A 22957-nucleotide genomic window follows, 5' to 3' on the forward strand; every position below is an offset into this window, starting at 1 on the left:
TTATGATGCTTCATCAGAACTATTTCTTTAAGTATATTGCCCATGTACGTTGTCGTCGTCACCTTTCCATGCACAGTGCATTGCAGAGTGCGAGGAAAGAAGTAGATGATCAAGGATAGAAGGTTTTTTTTTTTTCAAGCAGAAGACGGCATACGAGATCTAGTACGGTCTCGTGGGCTCGGAGAATGTGTATAAGAGACAGGAAAAATATTTCGTACCTTTGCGCACCCGTAATATACGGGAAACGGATTACAAACAAGTTAAACTAAACGTAAACAAAGTGGATTCATTAAGCTACAAGACTATCTCGGCCAATGCATCGACGGTAACCAAGGAGTGGATTGTCATCGACGCTACGAACGAGGTATTGGGACGTCTTGCCTCGCAGATTGCAAAGATTCTCCGCGGCAAGAACAAGCCCAGCTTTACCCCCCACGCCGACTGCGGTGACTACGTCATCGTCATCAACGCGGAGAAGGTGAAGCTCACGGGCAACAAGATGACCGACAAGGTCTACACGCGTCACACGGGTTATCCCGGCGGCCAGCGCTATGCAACGCCTGCCGAGTACCTGGCCAAGAAACCGACGTTCTTGATTGAGAAGGCTGTCAAGGGCATGATGCCCCGCACGCGTCTGGGTGCCGCACAGCTCAAGAACCTCAAGGTGTATGCCGGCGCCGAGCATCCGCACGCCGCGCAGAACCCCAAGCAGATTAAGTTGAACGAGATTAAGTAAGAGGAGTTATGGAAGTTGTAAACACCGTAGGTCGTCGTAAGGCCGCTGTGGCTCGCGTATTCGTGAAGCCGGGCAAGGGTCAGATTACAATCAACCACAAGGAGCTTGCCGCCTATTTCCCGCTCGAGATTCTCCAGTTCCAGGTAAAGCAGCCGCTGCTGGCTACCAACACTGCCGAGAGCTACGACATCGCTATCAACCTCGATGGCGGTGGCATCAAGGGACAGGCCGAAGCCGCTCGTCTGGGTATCGCTCGCGCACTGTGCGAGATTGACGCCGAGATGCGTCCGGTGCTGAAGAAGGCCGGATTCCTGACCCGCGATCCCCGCGAGGTTGAGCGTAAGAAGCCCGGTCAGCCCGGAGCACGTCGCAAGTTCCAGTTCAGCAAGCGTTAATACGCACGACCGGATTTTCGGCAAGCACGACGACGGTTGCCAAAACGGAGCGACTACCTGTTATATATTATATGTTGTCCTGTCGGCCGACAGTGCAACGGGGTATTACCCTTCGTTTGCCGCGTCGCGGAAAACTCCTCGGGACCGGACATGGGCCGCTACCCGGAGAGTTGAAGAACAGAGAATTAAAACAAACAAAGAGAAACAAAAATGTCACGTACAGATTTCAATACCTTATTGGAAGCCGGTGCGCACTTCGGTCACCTGAAGCGCAAATGGAACCCCAAAATGGCTCCCTACATCTTCATGGAGAAGAACGGCATCCACATCATCGACCTGCACAAGACCGTGCTGAAAATCGATGAGGCAGCAGCAGCCCTCAAGCAGATTGCCAAGAGCGGACGTCGCGTGCTGTTCGTAGCCACGAAGAAGCAGGCCAAGGAGATTGTTGCCGAAAAGGTTGCAGCCGTCGGAATGCCCTACGTTACGGAGCGCTGGGCAGGCGGTATGCTGACCAACTTCCCCACCATCCGTAAAGCCGTCAAGAAGATGGCCACCATCGACAAGATGACCAACGACGGCACGTTCGATAATTTCTCGAAGCGCGAGAAGCTCCAGATTGCCCGTCAGCGCGCCAAGCTGGAGAAGAACCTGGGCTCGATTGCCGACCTGACGCGTCTGCCGGCCGCCCTGTTCGTCGTAGACGTACAGAAGGAGGCCAACGCCGTGAAGGAGGCCAAGCGACTGAGCATCCCCGTATTTGCAATGGTAGATACTTGTTGTGATCCGACCGACATTGATTACGTTATCCCTGCAAATGACGATGCTGCCAAGTCGATTGCCGTAGTGGTAGACGCCATGTGCGCCGCCATCGCCGAGGGCACCGAGGAGCGCCGTCTCGAAAAGGAGAAGGAGGCTCAGGAGGCTGCCGCCAACGGTGAGGCTGCTCCCAAGAAGGAGGGCAAGCCCCGCATCAAGAAGGCCGTCAAGGAGTCGTACGACGCCGAGGAGGCTGCCGTAGCCGACGTCGTAGCTTCGGTGGAGACCCCGTTCGAGGAGCCCGCTGAGTACGCCGCCGAGGAGGCCAAGGCCGAGTAGGCTCGGGAATTATTGAATTTACGAACGATTAAAGATACAAAGACTATGGAAATCAAAGCTGCTGATGTGATGAAGCTCCGCAAGATGACCGGCGCCGGCATGATGGACTGCAAGAAGGCCCTTCAGGAGGCGGAAGGCGACTATGCGCGTGCTCAGGACATTATCCGCGAGAAGGGTAAGCTGGTGGTTGCCAAGCGTGCCGACCGTACCGCTACGGAGGGTGTCGTTGTAACGAAAATCGTCGGCCAGAAGGCATACATGCTCTGCCTGGCCTGCGAGACCGACTTCGTGGCCCAGAACGCCGAGTATTCCGCTTCGGCACAGGCCATGCTGGAGGTAGCCGTGAAGAACGACGCAGCCGACCGCGACGCGCTGCTTGCCGCGAAGAACGACGAGGGTCACACCGTCGAGGAGATGGTGACCGAGAAGTCGGGTCAGACGGGCGAGAAGATTGAGCTGGCCTACTACGGCCGCATCGAGGCTCCCTACTGCGCGACCTACGTACACTTCAACAAGAAGCTCGGTGTGATTCTGGGCTTCAACAAGGAGGTACCCGCCGAGGTGGCACACACCGTTGCCATGCAGGCTACGGCCATGGCCCCCGTTTCGATTTCGGAGGCCGACTGCCCGGCCGAGGTCGTTGAGCACGAGCGCAAGATTGCCGTCGAGGCGATGAAGCAGGACCCGAAGAACGCCAACAAGCCGGAGGCCATTCTCGAGAAGATTGCCGAGGGCAAGATGCGCAAGTTCTTCGAGGAGAACACGCTGCTCAACCAGCTGGTCGTAGGCGAGAAGGAGACGATTGCCGAGTTCATCCACAAGGCCGACAAGGAGGCTACCGTAGTTGCCTACAAGCGTTTCGCTCTGGGCGAGTAACGGACTCCACGTTTCCAAAGAGAGGCGAAGCATCCGCAAGGGTGCTTCGCTTTTTTGTGCGCGCGTGCGTCGACGGGGCGGAGCGGCAGTGCGGGTCGGCGGGGCCGGCGTGGATGTGCGTTCCGGGGGCGGATGCGCGTTCCGGGGCGGATGCGTGTTCCGGGGCGGATGTGTGCGAGGGAGTGTGTCGGGGAATGAGTGCGGCGGCGGTTGTGTGCCGGCGGAAATGCGCGGCGAGCTGTTCGGTGGTGAGGTGTCGGGCGGTGGTGTCGGGCGCCGTGTGCCGGCGGAAATGCGCGGCGGAATCTTCTGTTCCGCGGCGTATTGCCGTAGGGCGGGTCCGGCCCCGGCTTGAGCTCCGGTTTGCGTTCCGGTGCGGGCTTCCGCATGAGCACGGCGGCCGGGCAGCGAAAGTGGAGCGTTGCCGTGCAGCGTGATGCCGGGGCAGGAGGGCATGGCTCTGAACGGTGTCGGGCAGCGAGGTGGCAGGGCGGATGCGTGTGGGTGTGTGTCGGGCGGCAGGAGGGCATGGCTTGGCATGGGACGGTGCGGTCCCCTGGATGGCTGTTGACGGGTGCGCACCGGCGGGGGTGCCCCGCCTTCGGGGCGGATTACGCCTCCCGGGCGGAGACCTCCACCACCTTACGCAGACGGATGTACCACAGATAGCCCTTGACCTCGTCGTAGCCCATCTCGCCCAGCAGGCGCATGTACTCGGCAATCTGCCGGCGGTGGCCCGCCGTTTCGTGCTCGCCGAACTTGTAGTCGACCACCACAACCCGGCGCAACTCCCGCTCCCCGACGCGCTCGCTCCGCATCATCACACGGTCGGGACGCCGCGTCACGGAGCTGCGCTGCGCGGTGCCTGCCCCGGCTGCCGCGCCCTCTGCTCCAGCGGCCGCTTTCCCGGCCCCGGCTGCCGCGCTCTCTGCTCCAGCGGCCGCCTTCCCGGCCGCAACCGCCGCGCTCTCTGCCGCAACCGCCGCCTTTCCGGCCCCCGCGGCCGCATCCTCTGCCGCGGCGCGCTGCGCCCGGGCGGCCAGGAGGATGATGTCGCTCTCGGTGCGTACCTCCTCCCACTCGCCGGCGAACCACTCCCGCACGACGGGGTTGGCAAGCGCCTCGTCGAGCATCGTGCCGAGCGCCTCGGCCTCGCTCTGCGAGAGGATGCCGTCGCTCTGCATCTGCGTGACGCTCCGGCGAATTTCCTCCTCGTCGGCCGCATTCTCGAAGGCCTTGTGCATCAGGATGCCGAAGTCGCGCGGCGAGGGGAGTGCGTCGCGCTCCTCCTCGAAGTAGCGCTGCGAGGGGAGCCGCAGCCTCAGGTCGGCCATGGCCGTGGGGTAGTGCTCCAGCAGCACGTGCTCCGGAAGGTCCCTCTTCGCCTTGCGGGGCGCCGGGCCGTCGAAGCTGCCGAACGTGCACTCCTCGCCCGCCTCGGTCGTCTGCAGCCGCCCCTCGATTTTCCCGAGCGGGCACCCTTCAGCCTTGGGATTCAGCGCCTTCCACAGCAGCGAGCCCACGTTCGCCGCCTTGCCCCCCGTGGGGATGAAGACGTGGAGCGACTCGGCGGCGCGCGTCAGCGCCACGTAGAGCAGGTTGATGTTGTCGACGTGGGAGTAGACCAGCTCGCGGTAGTAGGCCTCCGAGAACTCCGAATCGGCCATCGCCTGCTTGTAGCGCACGGGAAACTGCCCGATGGCCGCCTCCTCGTCGCTCGCCCGCGCCCAGACGATGTTGGTGACGTTGCCGCTCGATTTGGGGTCGAGCTGCCACGTGCAGTAGGGGATGATGACCACCGGCCGTTCGAGCCCCTTGGCCTTGTGGACCGTGGTGATTTCGATGGTCCGTTCGCTCTGCTCGATGCTCAGCGAGCGGCTGCTTCCCTGCTCGTCCCACCAGCGCAGGAAGAGGGGAATGTCGGCGATTTTGCTCGAGCAGAAGGAGATGAGCTGCTCGTGGAGGGCCTGCAGGTAGGCGGTCTGGTCGCTGCGCTCGGCCAGGTGGTGGCGGATGACCAGCCGCTCGAAGGCCTCCTCGGGCGAGAGCAGCCGCAGCGCGCGGCAGAAGTCGCGCTCGTCGTCGGGAAGCGGCGCGCCGAACGCCCGGCCCAGGAAGCGGTTGTAGATGGCGCGGTTGAGCGTGTCCTCCGTGTTGACCGTCAGCCGCAGCGCGGCGATGAGGAAGCCCGCCACGGGGGCATTGCCCACGATGAGCGCCTCGCGCGTCATGACGTCGAAGCGGTAGCGCTCGTCGCGGTTCTCCCCCTTGAAGCGCAGCAGCTCGGCGGCCACGCGTGCGCCGTCCGTCGCGCTGCGGACCAGAATCAGGATGTCCGAGGGGCGGAATCCCCGGTCGAGCACCTGCTTGATGCGCTCCACCAGGGGCGGCTCGCCCGTGCAGGCCGTCACGCTGACATATCCCGGGCCGTCCTTCACGCGGCGCGGCACCTGGGCGTGGTCGCCGTAGGCCGCCGCGAGGATGTCGTGCAGCTCGGCGGCCCGCTCCGCAGCGATGGCCCCCGTGGCGGCCGCCTCGTCGAGCATCGTGTTGAGCGCGCGGTTGTCGGCCGCGACGATGCGCTCCATGATGCCGTTGTTGAACTCGACGACCGTCGGCAGCGAGCGCCAGTTGTCGCGCAGGTTGACCACCTCGGTATCCGCGGGCGAGAGCTCGCGGCGCGCCTCGCTGTGGAGAATCTTCCAGTCGCCGCCCCGCCAGCGGTAAATCGACTGCTTGATGTCGCCCACCAGAAAGACCGATATCTGCTGCGACTGCGCCATGGCGTTGTGCAGCAGGGGCAGGAAGTTGCGCCACTCGCGCGCCGAGGTGTCCTGGAACTCGTCTATCATGTAGCGCTCGAAGCGGTTGCCCACCTTCTCGTAGATGAACGGCGCGTCGTTGTGGCCGATGAACTCGGCCAGGATGTACTTCGTCTCCGAGAGGAGCATCGTGCTCTCCTGGTCGCAGAGGCGCTGCACCTGCGCGTAGAGGTCGGCCAGCAGGGCGAAGCTGCGGTAGTTCTCGCGCAGCAGCGCCGCGGTGTTCCACAGCCGGACGTTGAGCCGGAAGATGTCGCAGATGTCGCGCAGCAGGGGCTGCAGCCGGGCGACGAGCGGTTGTGCGGGCGAGCCCTTGGGGCACCACCCCTCGGTGGTGCGGCTCATCCGCTCGACGGTGGCCGACGGCGCCTTCAGCTCGTCGCCCGCCGCCGCGAGGAAGTAGTTGGCGAAGCTGCGGCTCTTGCCCGTGAAGTCGGAGGGCGAGACCCCCGCCTCCTCCATCAGACGCAGCGCCTCGCGCGCCTTCTCCTGCATGGCGCGCCGCGTTGCGCGCGCCTTCTCGCCCGCCTTGCCCACCAGACGGCGCAGCTCCTCCTTGGGCAGCGCGCGCCCGAGCGCCTCGCGGTTCTTCTCCTTGAAGAGCTCGCCCGAGAGGGCCAGAATGCCGTCGCGGATGTCCCAGCGGCGGCCGTCGTCGATGCGCTCCTGGACGAAGTCCGTGAGCCAGCGCTTCAGCTCGCGGTTCTCGGTGATGCCCTCCACGAGCGAGTCGGCGCTCTTGGCCAGCAGACTCTCCGTCTCGATTTCGACGTTGTAGTCGAGGTCGAAGCCCAGCTCGCGGATGAAGGCCCGCAGGATGCGCTGGAAGAAGGTATCGATGGTCAGCACCGTGAAGTGCGAATAGTCGTGCAGGATGTGCGACCGCACGTCGTGCGCCCGTTGTTGGAGCGTGCGCGCGTCGAGGCCGAGCTCCTCCTGCAGCTGCGCGGCATAGGGGCTTTCGTCGCCCGTGGCCAGCAGGTGAATCTCCCGCAGGATGCGGCTCTTCATCTCCTCGGTGGCCTTGTTGGTGAAGGTGACGGCCAGAATGTGGCGGTAGAGCTCCGGACGCTCGATGACGTCGTGTATGTATTTGTAGGCCAGCTGGTAGGTCTTGCCCGAACCGGCACTGGCATTGAGTATCTTTGCCCGCATGGCGCAACAGTGGGATTTTGTCCCCTAAAAGTACGAAACAAAAGCCGAACGGAGGCGGTTTTTCGCGATAATTTTGTAATTTAGAGGCGTGTTATTCACGCATTATTTAAGTTATACGACTATGAAGAAACTGATTCTTAGCGTCGCAGCGGCGCTGCTGACCCTCGGCGGACTCCGTGCCCAGGAGCAGGACCCCGCAACCGGCGTCAGCGAGTGGCTCACCTCCTATTCGGCCCTGGTTGTCGATGCTCCGCTGGACATCCGCCTGGTGCAGATTCCCGCCTCGGAGGCTCCGAAAATCGTCTACGACACGAAGGGTTCCGATACGAAATTCCGCTTCACGGTCAAGGACCGCGTGCTGAAGATTACCGAGCGCCCCTCGTCGCAGCGCGTCGGCCGCTCGCAGGTGACGCTCTACTACAGCGAGCTGGAGCAGCTGACCGTCTACGACGCCTCGGTGACCTTCGCCGATACGCTGCGCCGCAAGCTCTTCGACCTCTCGGTCGGGGGCAACGCCTCGCTGGTGCTCACGCTCGAGGTCGACGACCTGAAGATGGACCTTGCGGGCAAGAGCACCGTCGACCTGACGGGCAAGGCGCGCTACATGTCGCTCTTTGCCACCACCGGCAAGCTCGAGGCCTCGGGGCTCGAGGTGATGGCCGCCACGGTCAACGCCCAGAGCGGCGCCAATGTCTCGCTGTGGGTGACCGACCGCTTCGAGGGCAAGACCTCGACCAATGCCACCATCCGCTACAAGGGCTCGCCCTCGATTGTCCGGGGCGGAGCGAAATTCCTCGGCGGCGACATCCGTCATCTGAAGGAGGAGTAGCCCCATGGCGGGTTTTCTGAACGAAGTTGCAGCGGAGCTCTACGCCCGCTACGGAGAGGAGCTCTCGTCGATGGAGCTCCTCTTCCCGTCGCGGCGTGCCCGCATCTTCTTTGCCGACGCCCTCTCGTCGCTTGTCGACCGGCCGCTCTGGCAGCCGCGCTGGACGACGGTCGACGAGCTGATGTCGGAAATCTCGGGGCTGCGCACGGCCGAGCGGGTGCGGCTGGTCACCGAGCTCTACAAAATCTACCGCCAGTACCACGACGAACCCTTCGACCGCTTCTACTTCTGGGGCGAGATGCTCCTCTCGGACTTCGACTCGATTGACAAGTACCGGGTCGATGCCGACATGCTGCTGCGCAACCTCTGGGAGCTGAAGGAGCTCGAATCGGACCTCTCGTACCTCACGCCCGAGCAGCAGCGGCTCGTCCGCTCCTTCTGGTCGACCTTCGGACAGGAGGCCGACCTCTCGCAGGAGAAGCGCCGCTTCCTGGCCCTCTGGAAGACGCTGCTGCCGCTCTACCACCGCTTCCGCGAGCGGCTGGCGGAGCTGGGAATCGCCTACGGGGGCATGATGCAGCGCGCGGCCGTCGAGCGGCTGCGCAGCGGCAGCTTCGCCTTCGACCGCCCGCGGCGCTTCGTCGTGGCGGGCTTCAACGCCCTCTCGGCGTGCGAGCAGGAGCTCTTCAAGTACCTGTCGACGGCCGCCGGGGCCCGGTTCTACTGGGATTTCGACGACTACTACCGCGACGACCGGGAGCAGGAGGCCGGCATGTTCATCCGGCGCAACGTCGTGGCCTTCCCGCCGGCGGGCGGGGTGTCGCACGACAACTTCCGCCGCGGGAAGGAGCTCTTCGCCGTCTCGTGCGTCTCGAATGCCGTGCAGTGCAAGTACGTCGGCGAGATTCTGCGCCGCCTGCGCCGCGACTACGGGCCGCTGGGCAAGGAGACCGCCGTGGTGCTGACCGACGAGAACCTGCTGCTGCCGCTGCTCTATGCGCTGCCGCCCGAGGTGGGCAAGGTCAACGTCACGATGGGCTATCCGCTGCGCCAGACGCTGGCCTACACCTTCGTCGAGCGGCTCATCGAGCTGCAGCAGCACAGCCGCACGCGCCGCGGCGAGACGCTCTTCTACCATGCCGACGTGACGGGGCTGCTGGCGCACCCCTACGTGGCCGAGAGCGACGCGGCGCTCACGCGCGAGCTGGCCGACAAGGTGGTGCTCGAGCGGCGGATTTCGGTCGAGGCGCAGTGGTTGGCGCGCAGCCCCTTCCTCGGGCGGCTCTTCCGGCGGGCCGAGGAGTGGCGCGCCCTCTCGGAGTGGCTGCTCGCCACGCTCGACGAGGTGGCCCGGCTTCCCTTCGAGGGGGACGACGTGCGCCGCCGCCGGGAGTTCCTGGCCGTCCTCTCCGAAGAAATCGTCAAGCTGCGCAATACGCTCGAGGAGTGCGACATCGAGCTCTCGATGGAGACCTACGTCTCGCTGCTGCGCCGCCACCTGCAGACGCTGCGCGTCCCGTTCGAGGGCGAGCCGCTCGAGGGCATTCAGGTGATGGGCATCCTCGAGACGCGCAACCTCGACTTCGAGCACGTCATCCTGCTCTCGATGCACGACGACAACTTCCCCGGCAGTTTCGCCGCGCAGTCGTCGTTCATCCCCTACAACCTGCGGGCCGCCTACGATTTGCCCACCCCCGAACACCACGAGGGTGTCTACGCCTACTACTTCTACCGCCTCATCCAGCGGGCGCGGACGGTCCACATGCTCTACTGCTCGCACGCCGACGAGAAGTCGACCGGCGAGCCGAGCCGCTACATCCGCCAGCTGGACTACGAGAGCGGCTTCGAGGTGCACCACGTCGAGGTGGGCGTCGATGTCAATCTGGTCGAGAACGCCCCCATCGAGGTGGCCAAGGAGGGCTCCGTGATGGAAGCGCTCGAACGCTTCGTCGACCCCGAAAGTCCGGTGACCCTCTCGCCGACGGCCTTCTTCCGCTACGTGGCCTGCCCGCTGCGCTTCTACTTCCACTCGGTGGCGGGGCTGCGCGTCGACGATGACGTTGCTGAGGAGGTCGACGCCCCGATGTTCGGTACGATTCTCCACGCCGCCGTGGAGCAGCTCTACGGGCGGGTGCGCGACGAGCTGCATCCGGGAGAGACGCTCCGCGCGCTGATGCGCTCGGGCGAGGTGGAGCGGGCCGTCGAGGCCTCCATCAACGAAAACTACCTCGGCGACGCCTCCGCTTCGGCCGAGGAGTATACGGGCAACCTGCTGCTCATCCGCGAGATTGTGGTCCGCTACCTGCGCGACGGCGTGATGGCCTACGATGCGGCCAACGACCGCTTTACGGTGACGGGGCTCGAGGAGAAGGTGCGCTACGACTTCCCCTTCGAGGCGGGCGGGCGGAGCCTCGGGATGAAGTTCGCCGGCATTGCCGACCGCATTGACCGGCTCGACGACGGCTCGCTGCGCGTGGTCGACTACAAGACGGGCACGCCCCACCTGGAGTTCGACGGGCTCGAGTCGCTCTTCCGCGGCAAGGGCAAGCAGCGGCTCTCGAACATCCTCCAGACGCTGCTCTACTCCATGATGCTGCGCCACGTGCGGGGCAGCGACGCCGTGCCGCAGCTCTACTACGTGCGGCAGATGCACCGCAGCGACTATTCGCCGCTGCTCACCGACCGGGAGCTCGGCGTGCGGGGGGCCCCCTATTCGCTCTACGAGGGGCGCTTCGAGGAGCTGGTGCGCGAAACGCTCGCCGAGCTCTTCGACCCGACGCAGCCTTTCCGCCAGTGCGCCGATACCGATACGTGCCGCTTCTGCGACTTCAACGTCATCTGCCGCCGCTGACCGGGGGGGCTGACCCGGGGTGCCGACCCTCGACCCGCGTCGCTGACCCGCTGTTCCGCCGCTGGTCAGGGGCGCTGACCGCTGACCCGTGACTGCTGACCCTCAGCCGTCGGCTCGCTGAACCCGCAGAAAAAAGGGCGGCATGCGCTTTGCCGTCCCGTGAAAAAATGTATCTTTGTTGGTGTAAACCCCTTGCAGTACCCTCATGAAACGCAGATTCTCGAGCATGTGGCTGCTGGTGCTGGCCCTGCTCGTCTCTTCCTGCGCCGTGAACCGGACGGCGCGTCCCCGTCCGCCCCGTCCGCTTCACGAGGCGCCGCTGCCTCCCGGCCACCCCGGTCATCCGGGACATCTGGGACATCCCGCTCCTCCGGAGCAGCCTGGAAAACACAAAAAGCCGAAAAAGCCCAAGAAGCCCAAGAAGGAGAAGCGCGCCAAGAAGGAGCGCCGCGACCGAGGACCGCTGGAGGAGGGCCGGCTCCGCTGACCCTGCATCGGGGCCCGAAGTCTTGTACGCCTGGGCCTGACGCGCAGACCTTTCCGGGGCCGCTGACCCCGTACTGCGTCCTGCTGCCCTGCACCGGGCTCCGTTGCTCTTGCATCGGGGCCCGTTGCCTTTGTATTGAGCCTTGTCGCCCTGCACTCGGGGCCGGTTGCAGCCCCCTTCCGAACCGTTTTACAGCTTGACGCGGATGTAGCCGGCGCCGCTTCGGCGCGCGGCCTCCATCCCTATGTCCGAATCCTCGAAGATAAGCGTCTCTTCGGGGCGGCACCCCTCGCGCCTCATCGCCTCGAGAAAACACTCGGGGTCGGGCTTGCTCCGGGTGACGTCCGCACCCGTCAGAATGCCGTCGAGACGCCCTTCGGGGCACGCCTCAGCCGGGTCGTCGGGGCCGCCGATGCCCGTGTGGCGCATCACGTTGCGGATGTTGTCGGGACTCCCCGTCGAGACGACCCACACCCGGCCGCCGCCCTGCTGGAACTGGCGGCAGAACTCCCACAGCGGACGGTTGAGCCGCACGCTGTCGAAGTAGCGGGGGTAGAGCTCGATTTTGCGCCGCCGCAGCCGTTCGCGCTCGGCGGGGTCGGCGATGCCTAGGCTCGCCAGAAACTCGCTGCACCGCATGCCGAAGTAGCGGGCCGCATACTCCTCCTCGCTCAGCGGGATGCCCGCCTCGGCGAGCGTCTGCAGGTAGGCGAGCGTGTTGGCGCGCCGCGTGTCGGCCAGCGTGCCGTCGAAGTCGAGCAGGATGAGTCGGATGCGGGTATCGGTGCGGGGATTGTTCATCGTTCGTATGGGGTTGTTGCAGTGAAAAACATGCCGCGGCGAAGGCCGCCGCGGGTGAGGCCGCCGTGGAGTGCCGTCAGTCGAAGGACTGCATGCCCGACTGCGCGATGCGCATGATGCGCTGGTACTCGGCCGGGGAGAGCTCCATGAAGAAGTAGTGAATCGGGTCGACGCGCATGCCGTTGTGGCGCACCTCGTAGTGGAGGTGCGGCGAGAGCGAGAGGCCCGTGTCGCCCGAGAGGGCGATGATGTCGCCGCGGCGCACCTGCTGCCCCTTCGTGACGTTGCTCTTCGAGAGGTGGCTGTACGAGGTGGTGTAGCCGTTGCCGTGGTCGATGACCACCGTGAGTCCCTGCGTCGAGTTGCGGCGCATGACGTCGCTCACGCGGCCGTCGGCCGTGGCGAAGACGCGCGAACCCTCGGGAATGGTGTAGTCGACCCCCTGGTGGGCCTGCAGCGTCTTGTAGAAGGGGTGGATGCGCATGCCGTAGGAGGCCGTCAGCAGCGAGAGCTGCTTGTTGATGACGGGCTGGATGGCGGGGATGTTGTCGCAGCCGCTGCCCGTCGAGTCGATGCGCTGCTGCAGCGTCTGGTAGCTCTCGTTCAGATGGGCGAGCGAGCGCTCCATGTCGTCGAGCCGGTCGCGGAATTCGCGCTTGAGCTGCCGCGTGGGGCGGGTGAGCGTCTGTTCGTAGTCGAGCTCCTTTTCGTTGTCGCGCTCCGAGTCGAAGTCGTAGGGCGTCGATTCGAAGAGGATGCCGAAAACGTTGCGGTCTCGCTCCGCGACATTGTCGAGCACCATGCGTAGCGTGTCGTAGCGCGCCGAGAGCGCCTCGTATTCGCTGCGCAGGCGGTCGGTCGAGTGCTTGAGCTCGTATTCGACCGGCGTGTCGAAGAAGAGCGAGAATCCGATGTAGTAGAGCACGGCCACACCGGCCCACACGAACGTCTGGACCGTGAAGCGGATGATGTTCTGTTTGCGGCGCCGGCGCCGGCGAAGTCGTTCCAAATCCTTTTTCCCGGCCATGGCTATTCGAAGTTGGTTTCACGCATGGTCTCCTGGAGACGGTCGTACTCCTCGGGGGTCATGTTGCGGTTGAAGTAATTGATGGGGTTGACGGGCTGCCCCTTGTGAATCACCTCGTAGTGGAGGTGCGGGGCGGTCGAGATGCCCGTGTTGCCCGATTCGGCAATCTTCTGGCCGCGCACGACATGCTCGCCGGGCGAGACCAGCACGCGGCTCAGATGGGCGTAGCGCGTCTTGTAGCCGAAGGCGTGGTCGAGCAGCACCATGTGGCCGTAGCCGCCGTTGTAGCCGCTTTCGGAGGCGATTTCGACCACCGCATCTCCCGTGGCGTAGACGGCCGTTCCGCGGTCGCAGCCGAAGTCGACCCCCTTGTGCGGGCGGATGTACCCCAGCACGGGGTGGATGCGGCGCAGGTTGAATGCACCGATGTGGTTGTTGTGCAGCGATTTGCGGTCGATGGGCCAGATGGCCGGAATGGCGGCCGACATCTTCTCCTTGTCCTTCGAGAGCTGCTGCAGCTCGTCGAGCGAGACCGACTCGGCGTAGAGCGTGCGGGCCAGGCGGTCGATGTTCATCCACGTGCCGACCATCAGCGGCGCGTAGTCGTCGTCGGCCATCGAGGCGTATTTCGAGGCGGGGTAGGGTTCGGCGATGCCCTCGATGGCGAGCGTGTCGGTGGCGAAGAGCGAGCGGTAGACGTAGTTGTCGCGTTCGTGGATTTCGTCGACCTGGCGCTGCGCCGTGCGGATTCGGTCCTGGAGAATGCGGTAGCGGAGCACCAGTTCGCGGTTGGCGCGCGTGATGCGGTACATCTTGGGCGTATAGAAGAAGTAGGCGAAGAGCACGTTGGCGATGGAGACGAGGATGAATCCGATGAGCACCTTGCGCAGCAGCCGGTAGGTCCGCAGCCGGAAGGGGGCCGTCACCACCTCGCGCGTAATGACCTGCGCCTCATGCGTAAGGAGCTGCGCCTCGTGTGTGAGGGCCTCGGTATCGAATATCTGCTCTTTTCGTGCCATGACCTAAAAAACTGGGTCGCGATGGTGCAAATTTAGGTGAAAATGCGTAATTTTGCAACCCGAAACGGATAACGGAACCACCCGGGCGGAAAGTGTGCCGCAGGGCAAATAAATTCGTCACAGGGCCCCTGGCGGGGGTGTCTGCCGGGTCGTCGGGGTTGTCCCGGGGCCGCCGTTGCCTTCGGAAGGGCCGCATATCGGTCGCCGCTCTTCGGAAGCAGAGGGCCGGGCCGGGGGCCGCCGCTCTTCGGAAAAGGCCGGTGGCAGTCGCCGCTCTTCGGTTGCAGATGGTTGGAGCCGGGGTCGGCTGCCGCTCTTCGGGAAAGGCCGATGGCAGCCGCTGCTCTTTGTCTGCCGCCGCTCCCTGTCGGCCGGGCAGGCGGTTGCGTGCTCCGTAAGCCGCTTTTTTTGATTATATCGTAAACGTACAATATGGAATCGAACAAAATCCGCCAGGCATTTCTGGACTTCTTCGCAAGCAAGGGTCACACCATCGTGCCGTCGGCGCCCATGGTCGTCAAGAACGACCCCACCCTCATGTTCACCAATGCGGGCATGAACCAGTTCAAGGACATCTTCCTGGGCAACGCCCCCCGCAAGTATCCCCGTGCGGCCGATACGCAGAAGTGTCTGCGCGTCTCGGGCAAGCACAACGACCTGGAGGAGGTCGGACACGACACCTACCACCACACCATGTTCGAGATGCTGGGCAACTGGTCCTACGGCGACTACTTCAAGAAGGAGGCCATCGGCTGGGCGTGGGAGCTGCTGCACGACGTCTACCACCTGCCCGCCGAGCGGATGTACGCCACCGTCTTCGAGGGTTCCGACGAGGACGGCGTCTCCTTCGACCAGGAGGCCTACGACTACTGGTGCCAGTATCTGCCCGAGGACCACATCATCCGCGGCAACAAGCACGACAACTTCTGGGAGATGGGCGAGACGGGTCCCTGCGGCCCCTGCTCGGAGATTCACTTCGACCTGCGCGACGAGGCGGAGATTGCCGCCAAGCCGGGCCGCGAGATGGTCAACGCGGGACATCCCCAGGTGATTGAAATCTGGAACCTCGTCTTCATGCAGTTCAACCGCAAGGCCAACGGCTCGCTCGAGCCGCTGCCGGCGCGCAACGTCGATACGGGCATGGGCTTCGAGCGCCTCTGCATGATTCTCCAGGGCAAGAAGTCGAACTACGATACGGATGTCTTTCAGCCGACCATCCAGCGCATTTCGGCCCTCTCGGGCAAGCGCTACGGCGAGAACGAGCAGTGCGACGTGGCCATGCGCGTCATGGCGGACCACCTGCGCGCCATCGCCTTCTCGATTGCCGACGGACAGCTCCCCTCGAACGTCAAGGCGGGATATGTCATCCGCCGCATCCTGCGCCGCGCCGTGCGCTACGGCTACACCTACCTGGGCTTCACCGAGCCGACGCTCTGCAAGCTCGTCGCCGGGCTGGTGGAGCAGATGGGCGGCCAGTTCCCCGAGCTGAAGGCGCAGCAGGCCCTCATCGAGAAGGTCATCGAGGAGGAGGAGTCCTCGTTCCTGCGCACGCTGGCCACGGGCATCAACCTGCTCGACGGCGTGATAGCACGCGTCAAGGCGGAGGGCACCTCCCGCATCTCGGGCAAGGATGCCTTCGTGCTCTACGATACCTTCGGATTCCCGATTGACCTCACGGAGCTCATCGCCCGCGAGCAGGGCGTCGAGGTCGACCTCGAGGATTTCGACAAGGAGCTGCAGGCCCAGAAGGCCCGTTCGCGCAACGCCGCGGCGGTCGACACCGACGACTGGGTCGAGCTCTTCCCGCTGAAGGAGAGCATCTTCACGGGCTACGACACGCTCATCGAGCAGGTGCGCATCGCGCGCTACCGCCGCGTGACGTCGAAGGGCCGCACGACCTATCAGCTGGTCTTCGACCGCACGCCCTTCTACGGCAACTCGGGCGGTCAGATTGGCGACGTGGGCTACATCCAGTCGGGTGACGAGAAGGTGCCCGTCGTCGACACCGAGAAGGAGAACGGTCTGATTATCCACATTGTGGAGCACCTCCCGTCGGACCCCGCGGCCGAATTCACCGCGGTGGTCGACGCCGAAAAGCGCCAGAATGCCGCCAACAACCATACGGCCACCCACCTGCTGCACGCCGCGCTGCGCGAGGTGCTGGGCAAGCACGTCGAGCAGAAGGGCTCGATGGTGACCCCCGAGGCGCTGCGCTTCGACTTCTCGCACTTCCAGAAGGTGACCCCCGAGGAGCTGCGCCGCGTCGAGCAGCTGGTCAACCGCTTCGTGCGGGCCAACTACCCGCTCGAGGAGAACCGCAATGCCACGAAGGAGGAGGCCGAGCGCTGCGGAGCGATGATGCTCTTCGGCGAGAAGTACGGCGACCGCGTCCGCATGGTGAAGTTCGGCCCCTCGGTCGAGCTCTGCGGCGGTACGCATACGAGCGCCACGGGTAACATCGGCATCTTCAAGATTGTCAACGAAAGCGCCATTTCGGCCGGTGTCCGCCGCATCGAGGCGGTGACGGGCGAGGCTGCCGAGCGGCTCTTCTACGCCGCCGAGGATACGCTGCGCACGGTGGGCGAGCAGCTCCACAATTCGCAGGTGCTCCAGGCCGTCCGCAAGATGGTCGAGAACAACGAGGCGCTCTCGAAGGAGGTCGAGTCGATGCGCCGCGAGCAGGTGGCCCAGTGGGCCGAGAAGATGCTCGCGATGACGCCCGAGCGCGACGGCGTGCAGCTGGTATCGGCGCAGCTGGAGCGTCCGGCCGACTTCATCAAGGATTTGGCCTACGCCATGCGCCAGCGCGCGCCGAAGCTGGTCTTCGTCGTGGGTACGGTTGCGGGCGGCAAGCCGACGCTGACGGTCATGCTGGGCGAGGAGATTGCCGCACGCGGCGTCAATGCCGGTGCCGTGGTCCGCGAAGCGGCCCGTTTGATGCAGGGCGGCGGTGGCGGCCAGCCCTTCTTCGCCACGGCCGGCGGCAAGAACCCCGACGGCCTGCAGGCCGCCATTGACAAGGCCGTCGAGCTGATTGGCGCTGCGCTCCGATAGGGGCCGCGCAGCGGGACGGCGCGCTTTTTGACGTATTGTCCTGCGGATTGTTCCGCCGTGCGGAGCCTGCCAAAGCCTGCCACCGACTGCCAAATGCGGTGCGGCGGCTGACAAAACGGTCGAGGCGGGCTGCCAAATGCGGACCGGGGGCTGCCAAAACAGCTGAGGCTGCCGGAACGGACCGGGGGCTGTCGAAAAAGGCGGCCGAATGCGGGCCGGGGGCTGCCAAAACAGCTGAGGCTGCCGGAATGGAGCGGAGGCTGTCGGAAAAGGCCGCCCGAACGGGGCGGTGCGGAATCCGGGTGATTTTCGCCCCTCCGCCTGCCGGCAACGGAACATCCGGTAACGGAATAGAGAACACGAAGCAAAAAAACTACAATTATGGCAAACAAAGTTCTTTTGATGATTCTCGATGGCTGGGGAAACGGCCATCACGACAAGGCGGATGTCATCTCGACGGTGCATCCCGCATACATTTCGGCCATGACCGAGCACTATCCCCACGCCGAGTTGCGCACCGACGGTGAGAACGTCGGTCTGCCCGCCGGACAGATGGGCAACTCGGAGGTGGGCCACCTCAACATCGGCGCCGGCCGCGTGGTCTACCAGGACCTCGTGAAAATCAACCGCGCCTGCGCCGACAACTCGATTATGCAGAACCCCGAGGTGAAGGCCGCCTTCGAATACGCCAGGAAGAACGGCGTGGCGATGCACTTCATGGGCCTGACCTCCGACGGCGGCGTGCACTCGTCGCTCAACCACCTCTTCAAGCTCTGCGACATCGCCGCCGAGTACGGGCTGGAGAAGACCTACGTGCACTGCTTCATGGACGGCCGTGACACCGACCCGCACAGCGGCAAGGGCTTCATCGCCCGTCTGGAGGAGCATCTGGCCGCCACGACCGGCAAGATTGCCACCATCATCGGCCGCTACTACGCCATGGACCGCGACAAGCGCTGGGAGCGCATCAAGATTGCCTACGACGCGCTGGTAAACGGCATCGGCGACCACTCGTCCGACATGGTCGAGGCGATGCAGAAGTCCTACGACGAGGGGGTGACCGACGAGTTCGTCAAGCCGTTCGTCCGCATCGACGAGAACGGCCAGCCCATCGGCATGATTCGCCCCAACGACGTGGTGATTTTCTTCAACTACCGCAACGACCGCGCCAAGGAGCTCACCATCGTCCTCACGCAGCAGGATATGCCCGAGGCCGGCATGCACACCCTGCCGCTCTACTACTGCTGCATGACCCCCTACGACGCCAAGTTCACGGGTCTGCACATCCTCTTCGACAAGGAGAACGTGCACAACACCATCGGCGAGTGGGTTTCGAAGCAGGGCCTCAAGCAGCTGCGCATCGCCGAGACGGAGAAGTATGCCCACGTGACCTTCTTCCTCAACGGCGGCCGCGAGGACAAGTTCGACGGCGAGGAGCGCATCCTGGTCGCATCGCCCAAGGTTGCGACCTATGACCTGCAGCCCGAGATGTCGGCTCCGGAGGTTGCCGACAAGCTGGTGGCGGCACTCGGCGAGCGCAAGTTCGACTTCATCTGCCTGAACTTCGCCAACGGCGACATGGTGGGCCACACGGGCGTCTACGACGCGATTGTGAAGGCCGTGAAGGCCGTTGACGGCTGCGTCGCCAAGGTGGTCGAGGCTGCCAAGGCCAACGGCTACGAGGTGGTGATGATTGCCGATCACGGCAATGCCGACAACGCCATCAATCCCGACGGTACGCCCAACACGGCGCACTCGCTCAATCCGGTGCCCATCGTGGTGGTTTCGGACCGTGTGAAGGCTGTTCACAACGGCATTCTGGCCGACGTGGCCCCCACGGTGCTCAAGCTGATGGGTCTGGAGCAGCCCGCCGAGATGACGGGACACTCGCTCGTCGAGATGAAGTAGCAGGCACGGTTAACCGCACGACGGATTCGGTTCCGTCCGCGACGCCCCGCCGCATCATTGTGCGGCGGGGCGTCTTTGTTTCCGGCTGCGGGGTGGGGGGCGAGGTGCAGGGTGTTGCCGCCCCCGCGGGATGCTTCCGTTTCCGGTGTGAGACGCCTCCGTTCCTGGCGGGGTGAGCCATACGCAAATTCCCGGAGCATCGTTCCTTGCTTCGGGAATTTTTTTGTTTCGGGGCATACCTCATCCGGAGCGTCGTTGGCCGCGGACATGGGGCGCAGCTCCATCCCGACAGCGTGAAGCAGACGAGAAGCAGATGTGAAGCAGATAATGAGCAGCCCGGAGAATTCTGAAAATTCTCCGGGCTGTTCCCTTAAGTGCCTTGTTGTTTTATTTGACTCGCTCTTTTTCTGCCGTTAGAAGATTTCGAGTTCGCCAGTCCAGGTGCCCTTGAAGTGCTTGGGCTCGGCCTGTCCGTCGAGGAAGTCGAAGGTAATGGTATAGGTGCCGTCGTCGTTCTTCGTAATTTCTACTTCACCTCCGTTTGCTCCGGCAGCCCAGCGCACTTCACCGTTTTCGTAATATTTGAAGTAGGTTCCCGTGCCGAATCCGTCAACGCCGCCCGACATGTTGAAGGTACCCTTTCGAGCCGTGCCCACTTCGTTGCCTTCGCTTATCTGATATACACCGGGAACTGGTCCCTCGGTGGCATCGAGGTCGCATACGACCTCGACATACAACTGGTCGGAGGTGTAGCTCCAGTTTTCATCGTACTGCTTGAACTGGAACTGCCAGGTATAGGCGTTTTCGACCGTATATTTGCTGCCGAAAGCCTGTACGTTGATATTCGGAGCATTGAACGACAGCTCGTGGTCTTCAGAGAGGTCCCATTCGTTCTTTTCAATCACCTTCGGGGCGTCCTGCACGACGATGGGGCCCGTATAGCTGCCCGTCAGCTTCTTGCCCTTGTCGGTCGTCAGGTCGTAGGTCAGCGTGTAGTTGTCGCCGTTCTTCTCAATCTCGACCGTACCCGACTGGGCCAGACCCACCTGGATGGCCGACGAGTTCTCCGGGTCGTAGTAATAGCAGAAGTTGGTGCTGGTCGGGAAGGGTGCATTCATGAAGTTGATGCAGCCGCCTGCGAGGAAGGTGTAGTCCGAGGCCTCTTCGTCGTTGGTGATGGTGAAGGTGCCGGGGATGAGGTTGCCGTCGTCGTCGAACTCGCCGCGGCCCACGAAAATCAGCACGCTCGAGGGGACTACGACCCAACCGTCCGCGTCGATGTTCTCATAGAGGGTGATGTTCAGATTGGCGTTGCGGTCTTCGTTCATCTCCTCCAGATACCACGAGTAGACGCTGGTCATCTTCGTGTTCATGTCCTGCTTCAGCCACTCGATGCTCTTGTTGTAGTAGAAGTAGATGCCCTCGTAGACGGTGTGGAAGGTCGTGCCGTCGGTCGCGGTCATCTCGATTTCGATTCTGGGCTTGGTCTCGGCGTTCGTCACGGTCAGGGTGCCCTCCTTGATGAAGAACTGCTGATTCTGGTAGACGATGTAGCTGTAATTGCCCCCGAGGATGGTGTATTCCGTATATTTGTTGGTCTCCTCGGTCATCGTATAGGTGCCGTTGGCTATCTGTTCCTCGAACGGAGTGTTGAGCCGGAGGATGTAATAGGTGCCCTCGCTGTCCGTATAGCCGCCGTCCAGAACCGGCAGGTCGCTGATGGAGAGGTAGTAGGTGTAGACCTCGTCGTTGGCCAGGTAGGCGTCTCCGAAGTAGATTCCTTCGCAGATGGAAGAGACGGTATCCACGTCGTATTCCACGGTAGGTTCGGGGTCGGGTCCGGGGTTGGGCTCGTCGGTCTTGTCGTCCTTGCACGACTGCATTGCCAGGGCTGCAAAGAGCGCAATGGTAAAGAGTAGATACTTTTTCATAATACAAGGGGATTTGGTTGTTTATTCAGTTTCAAAAGTAGAGAAAGGAAGCCATAAAAACATTGACATAGGTCAAACATTGTTTGTTTTCGACTCTTTTTTGGTAAATTTGCCCCGAAAAGAGTTTTCAGCCATGGATGAACTGATTGACCTGATTATGCACGAGGGGGATTTCCATCCTTCGGAGGAGGTGGTCCGCCAGCTGCTCGCGCTGGGCGAGGAGGTGCACTTCGGTCCCAAGAAGGCCGTCATCGAGTTCGGTCATATCAACCGCAACGTCTATATCGTCAAGGAGGGGATTCTGCGGGGGGTCTACTTCGAGAAGGAGAAGGAGGAGACCTACGGATTCGCCTCTCCGGGGACGATTCTGCTTTCGCCCCACTCGTATTATATGAACCAGCCGGCCGTCATGCAGTTCGAGACCTGCAAGAAGGGGTGCACCTGCATCATGGTCCCCAAGGCGAAGTTCGACCGGCTGCTGGTCGAGTCGCACGAGTTCGCCCGCTGGATGTTCGACCTGGCGATGTGGCAGTTCTACACCTCGGAGAAGAAGCTCAAGTACATCAAGGGCGATGCCCGCGAGCGGATTATCGCCGTGCTGAAGTACCGGCCCGAGATTCTGGAGGTGGTCTCGGCGCGGACGCTGGCCTCCTACATCGGGGTGACCGAGGCCTACTTCTGCCGCATCAAGAAGGAGATTCTCTGAGCGCTGCCGGGGCGTGGCGGCCTGCGACGGTTCTGCGGCGGGTCTGCGCTCGTCTCCCGCGCCCTGCACCTTGCGCCCTGCACCTTGCGCCCTGCGCCCTGCGCCCTGCACCCGCCCGTCCGGGGCTCCCTTCCGCCGCCGGGGCGAACGTGGGACACAGAAGCCGATACGATACAGAGAAGAGAGGGATGCACCCCCGAACGGAGTGCATCCCTCTTCTTATAAATAGGTGCTCCGGATGAATCAGAGCGAGTCGATGACCGAATTCACCTCCGAGGGGAGCAGACGCAGCACGTGTCCCATCATGTAGTTGACCTGGGCCGTGGTCGAGGCGATGAACTCCACGCCGAACTGGAAGACATTCTCCCCGTCGTTCTCGTAGGCCGTATACTTGCAGACGTATTTGCCGCGGTTGAGGTCGTTGGCCATCGTGATGAGCTTGTCGAGCGGCTGGTCCGTAGCGAACTGTACGCGGACCTCGACGTAGGAGTATCCCATGCCGCTGTCGCGGGTGATGGCGTAGTAGGTATATCCCTCAACCTTGAACTGTACGTCGCCGTCCTCGTCGTAGGAGGGGGCGTAGCCTTCGCTGCGCAGGTAGGACATGATGTCGGGCTTGAGCTCCTGTGCCCGGAGCGTGCCGGCCGCACAGAAGAGCAGGAGCAGAATAAGCGTCAATTTTTTCATGAGTCGTGTTTTTTTGGTTTGGTTAGCCAAAGATAGAAAAAATTTGCTTCCGCCGTTCAATACAGGTCGATGAATTCGAACGAATTGCCCACGGCTGCCAGATAGCGCATGAACTCCTCGCGCGTGATGACCACCGTCGCCCGGTTGTCGTTGGGGTGGAACGAGTAGGCGTCGCAGCGGTCGAGGTTGCGGTCGAGGAAGAGGTGCACGTGGGTTTCCGCGTCGTTGATGAGCCCGAAGGGCGACACCGAGCCGGGCCGCAGCCCGAGCCACCGCTCCATGCGCTGCTCCGAGGCGAAGGAGAGCTTCCCCTGCCGCAGCCGGTGTTCGAGGTCGTGGATGGCCAGATTCCGCTCGCAGTCGAACGAGACCAGATAGTGGCGGTCGCCCTTGTGGTTGCGGAAGAAGAGGTTCTTGCAGTGCTTCGAGCCGTCGTCGTGCCAATATTGACGGGCGATGTCGATGGTCGGCGCCTCGGGGTGCTCATACCAGGTGTAGCGGATGCCGTGGGCGTCGAGGAAGTCGAAGACCCGCTGGCGGCGTTCGTCGGGTGTAGTCTCCATGCGGTCGTCGCT

The 22957-nt window shown here is 63.2% G+C and carries 17 protein-coding genes; 10 read left to right on the forward strand and 7 right to left on the reverse strand.

All coding sequences use genetic code 11. The annotated features are described in order from the left end of the window. The first annotated feature begins 280 nt into the window (after window positions 1–280). From rplM to tsf, 4 genes are all read left to right on the forward strand, one after another. Window positions 281–736, forward strand: coding sequence for a 50S ribosomal protein L13 (gene rplM, locus C8267_RS00005; protein WP_087362390.1), 456 nt, complete (start codon window positions 281–283; stop codon window positions 734–736). An 8-nt stretch (window positions 737–744) separates the two neighbouring features. Beyond that, window positions 745–1131, forward strand: a complete 387-nt coding sequence (gene rpsI, locus C8267_RS00010) for a 30S ribosomal protein S9 (RefSeq protein WP_087362389.1) — start codon at window positions 745–747, stop codon at window positions 1129–1131. A 210-nt stretch (window positions 1132–1341) separates the two neighbouring features. Continuing rightward, on the forward strand, window positions 1342–2229 hold the full coding sequence (gene rpsB, locus C8267_RS00015) for a 30S ribosomal protein S2 (RefSeq protein WP_106633217.1): 888 nt from the start codon (window positions 1342–1344) through the stop codon (window positions 2227–2229). A 45-nt stretch (window positions 2230–2274) separates the two neighbouring features. Continuing rightward, the gene (gene tsf / locus C8267_RS00020) at window positions 2275–3105 is read left to right on the forward strand and encodes a translation elongation factor Ts (RefSeq protein WP_087362387.1); all 831 of its coding nucleotides are present in this window, start codon (window positions 2275–2277) and stop codon (window positions 3103–3105) included. A 611-nt stretch (window positions 3106–3716) separates the two neighbouring features. Here the strand turns inward: tsf and C8267_RS00025 are convergent. Next, complete coding sequence (locus C8267_RS00025) at window positions 3717–7082, reverse strand: UvrD-helicase domain-containing protein (RefSeq protein WP_106633218.1); 3366 nt, start codon at window positions 7080–7082, stop codon at window positions 3717–3719. A 121-nt stretch (window positions 7083–7203) separates the two neighbouring features. Between C8267_RS00025 and C8267_RS00030 the strand changes: the two genes are divergently transcribed. The 3 genes from C8267_RS00030 (at window position 7204) to C8267_RS00040 (ending at window position 11249) form a co-directional block, all read left to right on the forward strand. Then, window positions 7204–7911 carry a GIN domain-containing protein gene (locus tag C8267_RS00030; RefSeq protein ID WP_087362384.1) on the forward strand — a complete coding sequence of 236 codons (708 nt, stop codon included), beginning with the start codon at window positions 7204–7206 and terminating at the stop codon, window positions 7909–7911. Between the two features lie 4 nt (window positions 7912–7915). Continuing rightward, complete coding sequence (locus C8267_RS00035; RefSeq protein WP_106633219.1) at window positions 7916–10762, forward strand: PD-(D/E)XK nuclease family protein; 2847 nt, start codon at window positions 7916–7918, stop codon at window positions 10760–10762. Window positions 10763–10967: 205 nt separating this feature from the next. Beyond that, on the forward strand, window positions 10968–11249 hold the full coding sequence (locus C8267_RS00040; RefSeq protein WP_158699638.1) for a hypothetical protein: 282 nt from the start codon (window positions 10968–10970) through the stop codon (window positions 11247–11249). A 189-nt stretch (window positions 11250–11438) separates the two neighbouring features. On the opposite strand, the gene C8267_RS00045 is transcribed toward C8267_RS00040, so the two are convergent. From C8267_RS00045 to C8267_RS00055, 3 genes are all read right to left on the reverse strand, one after another. Further along, window positions 11439–12050 carry an HAD family hydrolase gene (locus tag C8267_RS00045; RefSeq protein ID WP_087362381.1) on the reverse strand — a complete coding sequence of 204 codons (612 nt, stop codon included), beginning with the start codon at window positions 12048–12050 and terminating at the stop codon, window positions 11439–11441. A 76-nt stretch (window positions 12051–12126) separates the two neighbouring features. Next, a complete protein-coding gene (locus C8267_RS00050) occupies window positions 12127–13077 on the reverse strand; it encodes a M23 family metallopeptidase (protein ID WP_106633221.1) in 951 nt (316 codons plus the stop codon). 2 nt (window positions 13078–13079) lie between these two features. Next, window positions 13080–14096 carry a M23 family metallopeptidase gene (locus C8267_RS00055; RefSeq protein ID WP_087362379.1) on the reverse strand — a complete coding sequence of 339 codons (1017 nt, stop codon included), beginning with the start codon at window positions 14094–14096 and terminating at the stop codon, window positions 13080–13082. A gap of 432 nt (window positions 14097–14528) precedes the next feature. Between C8267_RS00055 and alaS the strand changes: the two genes are divergently transcribed. Together alaS and gpmI are read left to right on the forward strand one after the other, a co-directional pair. Further along, the gene (alaS, locus tag C8267_RS00060) at window positions 14529–17150 is read left to right on the forward strand and encodes an alanine--tRNA ligase (protein WP_106633222.1); all 2622 of its coding nucleotides are present in this window, start codon (window positions 14529–14531) and stop codon (window positions 17148–17150) included. 381 nt (window positions 17151–17531) lie between these two features. Then, window positions 17532–19058, forward strand: coding sequence for a 2,3-bisphosphoglycerate-independent phosphoglycerate mutase (gene gpmI, locus C8267_RS00065; protein ID WP_087362377.1), 1527 nt, complete (start codon window positions 17532–17534; stop codon window positions 19056–19058). Between the two features lie 413 nt (window positions 19059–19471). On the opposite strand, the gene C8267_RS00070 is transcribed toward gpmI, so the two are convergent. Next, window positions 19472–20989 carry a hypothetical protein gene (locus C8267_RS00070; protein WP_106633223.1) on the reverse strand — a complete coding sequence of 506 codons (1518 nt, stop codon included), beginning with the start codon at window positions 20987–20989 and terminating at the stop codon, window positions 19472–19474. A 133-nt stretch (window positions 20990–21122) separates the two neighbouring features. Between C8267_RS00070 and C8267_RS00075 the strand changes: the two genes are divergently transcribed. Next, the gene (locus C8267_RS00075) at window positions 21123–21695 is read left to right on the forward strand and encodes a Crp/Fnr family transcriptional regulator (protein ID WP_106633224.1); all 573 of its coding nucleotides are present in this window, start codon (window positions 21123–21125) and stop codon (window positions 21693–21695) included. A gap of 243 nt (window positions 21696–21938) precedes the next feature. Here the strand turns inward: C8267_RS00075 and C8267_RS00080 are convergent, their stop codons facing one another. Together C8267_RS00080 and C8267_RS00085 are read right to left on the reverse strand one after the other, a co-directional pair. Further along, window positions 21939–22382, reverse strand: a complete 444-nt coding sequence (locus C8267_RS00080; protein WP_087362373.1) for a YbjN domain-containing protein — start codon at window positions 22380–22382, stop codon at window positions 21939–21941. Window positions 22383–22438: 56 nt separating this feature from the next. Continuing rightward, the gene (locus C8267_RS00085) at window positions 22439–22945 is read right to left on the reverse strand and encodes a prolyl-tRNA synthetase associated domain-containing protein (RefSeq protein ID WP_106633226.1); all 507 of its coding nucleotides are present in this window, start codon (window positions 22943–22945) and stop codon (window positions 22439–22441) included. Window positions 22946–22957: the final 12 nt, after the last annotated feature.

Source organism: Alistipes sp. Marseille-P5061 (assembly GCF_900290115.1).
In the GTDB taxonomy this organism is placed as follows: Bacteria; Bacteroidota; Bacteroidia; order Bacteroidales; family Rikenellaceae; genus Alistipes; species Alistipes excrementigallinarum.